This is a genomic window from Tardiphaga sp. (genome assembly GCF_044340795.1).
Classification (GTDB): domain Bacteria; phylum Pseudomonadota; class Alphaproteobacteria; order Rhizobiales; family Xanthobacteraceae; genus Tardiphaga.
On sequence record NZ_JBIISY010000286.1, the window covers coordinates 1 to 6,989 of the forward strand.

At 59.9% G+C, this 6,989-nt stretch carries 6 protein-coding genes; 3 read left to right on the top strand and 3 right to left on the bottom strand.

What is annotated here, in order from left to right; all coding sequences use genetic code 11:
* A partial coding sequence (locus ACIQ17_RS28955) for a Rieske 2Fe-2S domain-containing protein (RefSeq protein ID WP_398472876.1) occupies positions 1 to 910 on the bottom strand: 910 nt, incomplete at its 3' end.
* Positions 911 to 1,054: 144 nt separating this feature from the next.
* Between ACIQ17_RS28955 and ACIQ17_RS28960 the strand changes: the two genes are divergently transcribed.
* The 3 genes from ACIQ17_RS28960 to ACIQ17_RS28970 all read left to right on the top strand — a co-directional run bounded on the left by ACIQ17_RS28960 (position 1,055) and on the right by ACIQ17_RS28970 (position 3,930).
* Positions 1,055 to 2,242, top strand: coding sequence for a Gfo/Idh/MocA family protein (locus ACIQ17_RS28960; RefSeq protein WP_103098069.1), 1,188 nt, complete (start codon positions 1,055 to 1,057; stop codon positions 2,240 to 2,242).
* Positions 2,242 to 3,234 (top strand): PhnD/SsuA/transferrin family substrate-binding protein, encoded by a 993-nt coding sequence (locus ACIQ17_RS28965; RefSeq protein WP_103098068.1) that lies wholly within the window; start codon positions 2,242 to 2,244, stop codon positions 3,232 to 3,234. Before ACIQ17_RS28960 ends, ACIQ17_RS28965 begins: the two co-directional genes overlap by 1 nt.
* 222 nt (positions 3,235 to 3,456) lie before the next feature.
* A complete protein-coding gene (locus ACIQ17_RS28970) occupies positions 3,457 to 3,930 on the top strand; it encodes a MarR family winged helix-turn-helix transcriptional regulator (protein WP_103098077.1) in 474 nt (157 codons plus the stop codon).
* A 22-nt stretch (positions 3,931 to 3,952) separates the two neighbouring features.
* Here ACIQ17_RS28970 and ACIQ17_RS28975 read toward each other — a convergent pair whose 3' ends face one another.
* Both ACIQ17_RS28975 and ACIQ17_RS28980 read right to left on the bottom strand, forming a co-directional pair.
* Positions 3,953 to 5,419, bottom strand: coding sequence for an aldehyde dehydrogenase family protein (locus tag ACIQ17_RS28975; RefSeq protein WP_103098067.1), 1,467 nt, complete (start codon positions 5,417 to 5,419; stop codon positions 3,953 to 3,955).
* 3 nt (positions 5,420 to 5,422) lie between these two features.
* Positions 5,423 to 6,989: thiamine pyrophosphate-binding protein (locus ACIQ17_RS28980; protein WP_398472878.1), on the bottom strand; the 1,567-nt coding region annotated here is incomplete at its 5' end.

Here is a 6,989-nt window from a genome sequence, read left to right on the forward strand (position 1 = left end):
TGCCAACCTCGGCACCGCAGAACTTGCGCCAGGCATCCTGGCCGATACCCTTTTCCGGGTGCCAGGCGATCCAGTAGAACATCGTGTTCACGTCATCGATCGGAACCAGCATCTGGCTGAGGTGGTACTGATCGTTCGAAGGAATATGAACGGTAAACGGCGCCACGAAAAGCGTCATGCGGATGTAATCGGTCGTCTCCGCGTCGACGATCGGCTTACGAATCGCGACGTACCGGAACCCGAAATTCGTCTTCTGGACTTCGATCCGCGGGGCCTTGTCGGCGGACGGCCGCAGCCATGCCGTCTCGGTTGCGGTCGATCCCGCAACGTCGGTGGCTGCCGGCATGTTCGAGGAATGCAGGCTCGAGCTGTGCGCCGAGTCGATCGAACCCTCAAGGACCTGAGCCCAGTTGCACGCACCGTGCATCTTGACGATGCTGATCTTGTCCGCCGGAGCAGAAGCCCAATTCGGTGCATCGAACGGCGTCACCTTCTCGGGATCGCCCATCCACACCCATACGAAGCCGCCGGCCTCCTCGACAGGATAGGCCCTGGTTTTCATCGTCGTGCGCAGCTTGGCGTCGACAGGTTCCGACGACATATCAACCGCGTTGCCGTCGACGTCGAACTTCCAGCCGTGATAAAGACAGCGCAGACCGCATTCCTCGTTCCGGCCAAACGCCAGAGACGCTCGGCGGTGCGGGCACTTCTCATCGAGAGCACCCACACGCCCCTTGGAATCGCGAAATACGACCATATCCTCGCCCAACAACCGAACACGCACGGGTGTACAGTCGGGTTCGGCGACTTCCTCGATCATGCACGCCGGCAGCCAGTGCTCACGCATGAGTGCACCCATCGGCGCCGAACCTTCAACAAGGCAGAGCAGGTCATTTTGTTCAGGAGTCATCAGACAGCCTCTTCGATTGCGTCATGGATCAGCGGGACCGACTCTTCGCACGGTCGCCCCTTGCCAACACTTCTATAGCGAAGTATTTGCCGTTTCAAGCCCCGGTGTTTGAACGAGGCTCAACGATGCAGAGAGAGGAGTGACGTGGAAGTTCTCAGACTTGGTGTCGCAGGGCTCGGAAGAGGCTTCATGCTCACCTTACCGGCGCTGATCGCGCATCCCGGCGTAGTGCTCGCGGGAGCCACTGATTTGCGGCCGGAGGCGTTGCAGCGTTTCTCCGAGGAGTTTGGCGCTCCGGGTTACGCCACTCTGGACGAACTCCTTCAGGACGAGACGATCGATGCGGTTTACATAGCCACGCCGCACGACCTCCACGCCGTCCAGACACTCGCGGCGTTGCGGGCCGGAAAGCATGTCCTGGTCGAGAAGCCCATGGCCACCTCGGTCGAGGATTGCCTGGCCATGGCAGGAGCCGCACGGGAGGCAGGCCTGGCGCTCATTGTCGGTCCGAGCCACGGCTTCGACGAGCAGGTCCGGACAGCGGCATCACTCGTCGCATCGCGGGAGTTCGGTCAGGTGAGGATGGTGACCGCCCTGAACTTCACCGATTTTATGTTCCGCCCGCGCAGGCCCGAAGAGCTGGATCCGGCTCGCGGAGGCGGCGTCGTGTTCAGTCAGGCAGCACACCAGATCGATGTGGTGCGCAGGCTGGTCGGCAGTCCGGTCACCGGCATACGCGCGGTGACAGCGAATTGGGACAGCCAGCGACCGAGCGATGGGGCCTACACGGCACTGATGACCTTCGAAGGGGGCGCTGCCGCATCGCTGTCCTACAGCGGCTACGCCCATTACGACAGCGATGAGCTGCTGGGATGGATTTCGGAACTTGGACAGACCAAGGATCCGGAACTCTATGGCCAGGCGCGCCGCCAGCTCGCTCGGATCGGAACCGAAGGCGAGCAATCAGCAAAAGCCGCAAGGACGTATGGCGGTGACGGTCCTCGATCTGCAAAAGCGCCGCACCATGAGCATTTCGGCTTCATCATCGTGAGCTGCGAGAAGGCAGACATGAAACTTTTGCCGACCGGCATCGAGATCTACGAAAACGAACGGCGGATATTCCATCCCATAGCCCCACCGAAGGTCCCGCGCGCCGCGGTGCTGGAGGAGTTCGTGGCGGCGGTGGCTGGCCGCCCGACCGGACTGCATGATGGCCAATGGGGGCTCGAGACAATGGCGTGCTGCCGCGCCCTCATCATGTCCAGCAGTCAGGGAACAGATGTCGATCCCCGCAAGATAATCACCGACCTACAAGTGGAGAATTTCAAGTAATGAGCCGACTAGAACTTTCGCTCGCCTGTTGGGGCTATGACCGTACCGAGGCGCTGCAGAACGGCACCGTGCGTCCGGATGGCATCGACCTGAACTTCCAGGTGCTCGACGTCGAGGAAACTTTCTTCCGCATGTTGCGCAATAAGGAATTTGATGTCGCCGAACTGTCGATGTCGTCCTACTGCGTGACGCTCGGGCGGGAAAACCCCGGCTTCATCGCGATCCCTGTATTTCCATCCCGTTTCTTCCGTCATTCATGCATCTTCGTGTCTGCCAAGAGCGGGATCGAGAAGCCCGAGGATCTGGTGGGCAAGCGGATCGGCGTGCCGGAGTATCAGATGACCGCTCCGGTCTGGATCCGGGGCATTCTGCAGGATGAATACGGGATTGCCCCCGATAGCGTCACTTACGTGACAGGCGGCGAAGAGGAACCCGGCCGTGAAGAGAAGCTGCGCCTCGATCTGCCAGAGCGCTTTCGCGTTGAGCCGATCGGCCCTACCCAGACATTGACCCGAATGCTGGCAGATGGCGAGATCGATGCCCTGCATACGGCGCGTGCACCATCGACGTTCTACAGCGAACCTCACAACGTACGCCGCTTGTTCCCTGACTTCGTGAACGTCGAGAAAGCCTACTACGCCAAGACCGGCATTTTTCCTATCATGCACGTTGTCGCGATACGCCGTGAAATCTACGAGCGGCATCCCTGGGTGGCCCAGTCGCTTTTGAAGGCTTTCTCGGAATCTCAGCGACACACTTACGAGCAATTGCGGGTCTCCGCCTCGTTGAAGACTATGCTCCCATGGCAAATCGCGGCGGTCGAAGACACGATTGCGACCCTGGGAGATTCCTGGTGGCCCTACGGCATCGAGCGCAATCGTAACGTCATCGAGACATTTACGCGCTACCATCACGAACAGGGCCTGTCTCCGCGCCGTTTGACCGTCGAGGAAATGTTTGCGCCCGAGACCTTCGCGGAATTCCGCATCTGACGCTTCGCTTTCTCCACTGAATTGTGGGGTGGCTGAATTTGCTGGTCCATCGGGTACGACCGATCGGACCAGCAAATCACCGTGCGGGTCCTGGGGGCAGGACCGTCCGATTCCTCCAGTATCGGGCTGCGGTCAGCAGCCATCTTTGCGCATCCCTCACCTTCCCGGTAGAGATCGCGTAAGCCGGTATTTTGCGACCGACTCGTCATGCTGGAGAGAACGATGCCCCGAAAGAAGCCTCACTTGGAACCGGAGAAAAGTCTGGGGTATCAGGTGCGCCGCTGCCATCGGCGCTTCGACAGACTTTTGAACGCTCACCTTGCGCGACACGACATAAAAACCGGGTTCTGGTATTACTTGCGAGTTTTGTGGCTGGGAGACGGCGTTACGCAAAAGTATCTCAGCGACATGACCAATGTCGCTGAGAATACTACGGTTGCGATGATCAATGGAATGGTCTCGCACGACCTCGTCGAACGGGTTCGCGATACCAAAGATCGCCGAAAATTCGGAATCTTCCTGACCGAACGGGGCAAAGCCCTCGAGAAGGAGGTCATGCAATATGCAATAGACATCAATCGCGTGGCGCAAGCCGGCATCGATCCTGCGGAGGTCGCGATTTGCGCATCCGTGCTTGCACGCATGTCCTCCAATCTCAAATCGCATCTTGACAATCTGGATCTGGATAATTCGTAACGCATTAAACCAGTTCACATGGTCAGAACTTGATGTTTACATTTTTCAGCTGACTGAACTCGTACATTTCCTCCAGACTCTCTTCACGACCTAGCCCCGATTGCTTGTATCCGCCAAATGGCGCCCCTGGAAAATGCTCGCTGACATTATTGATCCATACGTAACCTGCTTGAACACGCTGCGCAGCAAGGTGCGCGGTGTTTAAATCTCGTGTGAAGATCGCCGCAGTAAGGCCGTAGTCCAGCTCGTTCACCTGCTCGAACAAAGTGTTTTCATCTGACCAGCGGATCACCGATAGGACAGGCCCGAATATCTCCTCACGAGCTATCGCCATTTGTGAGGTGACGTCGGCAAAGACTGTCGGCTCGACGAACCAGCCGGACGCAAGCGCAGGATCATTCGGCACCTCGCCTCCTGTCACGAGCCTTGCCCCCTGCTCCTTTCCCTTCGCGATGAACTCAAGCACTTTGTCATGTTGCGCCTTGCTCACGAGCGGGCCCATCGTCGTTGCATGGTCGGTCGGCAGGCCGGGTCGGTGCCTATCCCGGGTCAGCCGGACGATCTTCTCCAGAACCTGATCATGGATGTCCGAATGCAGGAACAGCCTGCTCGTAGAGCCGCAGGATTGACCAGCCCAGGTGAAGTTCATGCCGCGCACTGCCCCGTCGGCCACCGCGTCGCAGTCCGCATCCGGATAAGCGATCAGCGCATTCTTGCCGCCAAGTTCGAGGATCACCGGCTTGAGTGTCTCCGATGCCGAGCGCATCACGGCGCGTCCGGTCGGAATGCTGCCGATAAGCGATACAGCAGCAATCCCTGTATGTTCTGCCAATGCCCTGCCGCATTCGACACCGCCGGTAACCACATTGAGGACACCATCGGGAAACAGTCCTCCAATCAGTTCCGCCAGGCGAAGTGCCGACAACGGAGCTTGCGCAGCAGCCTTGATGATCAGGCTGTTCCCAGCCGCCAAGGGTGCGCCGATCTTGGTCCCCGCGAACATGAGCGGGTGATTGTACGCGACAATGCGCGCAACCACCCCAAGGGGTTCGCGCAAGGTGTAATTGAGGTTGCCATTGCCCAGAGGTATGGTTTGCCCCTTCAACTCGCCGGCCAATCCAGCGAAATAGTCGATCGAGGCCGCGGCGATATGCGCGTCCGCAATCATCTGCGCCACCGGGTTTCCCGTATCCAGCGCATCGATAAGTGCAAATTCCTCGGCATGACGGCGCAAGATCGAGGCGGCCTCACGCATGATGGAACCACGCTCGGACGGCTTCAATTTTGCCCAGACAAGAAAACCCGCATGAGCGGCGCTCACCGCAGCGGCCACATCCGACGTCCCGCCTTCGGCAACGTCTCCCAGCGAGGCACCCGTCGCCGGATCGATCGTCTGCTCGTAGAGCCCGGAAATCGGGCTGTGCCAACGGCCACCGTAAAAAAGTTCCCGGTTCGAGGGAAGGCAGCGCAGCAGTTCATCGCGATCCATAAATCACCTTTTGTGTGCAGCGGTCGTCCCGCTCATGTTGGAGCTGTATCCGGGCTGTACCCGTGCATCGACGACGACCACGCCCCCGCCCTTGACAATATCGAGAGCGTCTTCGAGGCAGGTCTTGAGCTCGATCCCGCTCGACACAGGCCCGATCCCGATCGCGCCCTGCGCACGCGCCATTGCAGCAATATCGATGTCCGGTCCGGAAATCGCCTGCCCGATCCACTTGTTCTCGACATTCCGGCCGCGTTGGATCGCCACTTTTTCCTGGTGGGTCTCGTCATTATAGAAACTGCGGTTATTGGCCACCACGATCAGCAACGGGATGCCGTAATGAACGGCGGTCCAGATGGCGGTCACGCCCATCAGGAAATCCCCGTCGCCCAATACCGCTATGGTCGTGCGGCCCGTGTCGATCAGCCCGAGAGCCGTTCCAACGGCCATCCCCGGCCCTGAACCGATTCCCGCGCCTCCGTCATATCCCAGGTAATCAAGCGGATGCGACCAGTTGCGGTAACCGCCGTTCCACCCCAAGGGCAACCGTGCGAAGCAAACAGGCGTTTCGCCGATCGCAACATCCAGCGCTTCCGCCAGTTGCTTCATCGTCAGCGGCCCATGGTCATCGAGCCCATGGGCCCGGGCTTCGCGCATCGCCTCAAAGGCCCGATCTCGCGCTGGGCGTCGCTCGACCTGCTCGAGAAGCAGCGGCGTTGCGACGTCAGGATCACAAAGCAGATAGGCATCGGTTGGTGCCAGACCGAAATACTCCATGTTCCAGCCCCGATGAAGATGCTGGTCGAGGGATATCTGCAGAACCTTTGCCGCCGTTTCCTCTCCGCCGCAGCATTGCCGCAGCGTACCTCCCAGATCGATCCAGTCGAGCGAAACAACAACGTCTGCGCTGCGCACGATCTCGCAGGCCTCCGGTGTCAGGAAGAAACCGGGAGCGGACACGAGGAGCGGGTGGGCCGTCGGAAACGTTGCGCCGGTTTTCAGGTCACAGATCACGGGCATGTCCAGAGCTTCGGCTAAAGCGACCCTGGCGGCCCATGCCTTTTCGTCCCGCCCGACCCTGCCGACAAGCATGACCGGATTGCTGGCCTGCGAGAGCATCTGCGCTGCCTGCCGGACAAGTTCCGGCGAAGGATGCACTGCCGGGGGCGGCAAGGCCCGGGAAACGTTCCTGAGCGGCGGTTTACCCCCCACCTCGGCCTCCTGGATCGCCGCATCGAGATTGACGTATGTCGGTCCATAAGGCGCGGTCGTCGCAATCAAGCGTGCACGCGCAAGAGCCTCTACGGCCGCCGGCACGGAGGCAGGCTGGTCGTCCCATTTCGTATAATCGCGCACAATCGCACCTTGATCGGCCGACGTGTGCAGCCAATCGATCCATGGGCGCCGGCGGGCAGCGTCCACAGGTCCGGTTGCCCCCAGAAGCATCATGGGCACTCGATCGCACCATGCGTTGAAGATCGCCATCGACGCATGCATCAGTCCGACATTGGAATGGAGAACCGCACCCATCGTTCTGCCGGTAGCTTTCGCGAAGCCGTGTGCGATGGCGTGT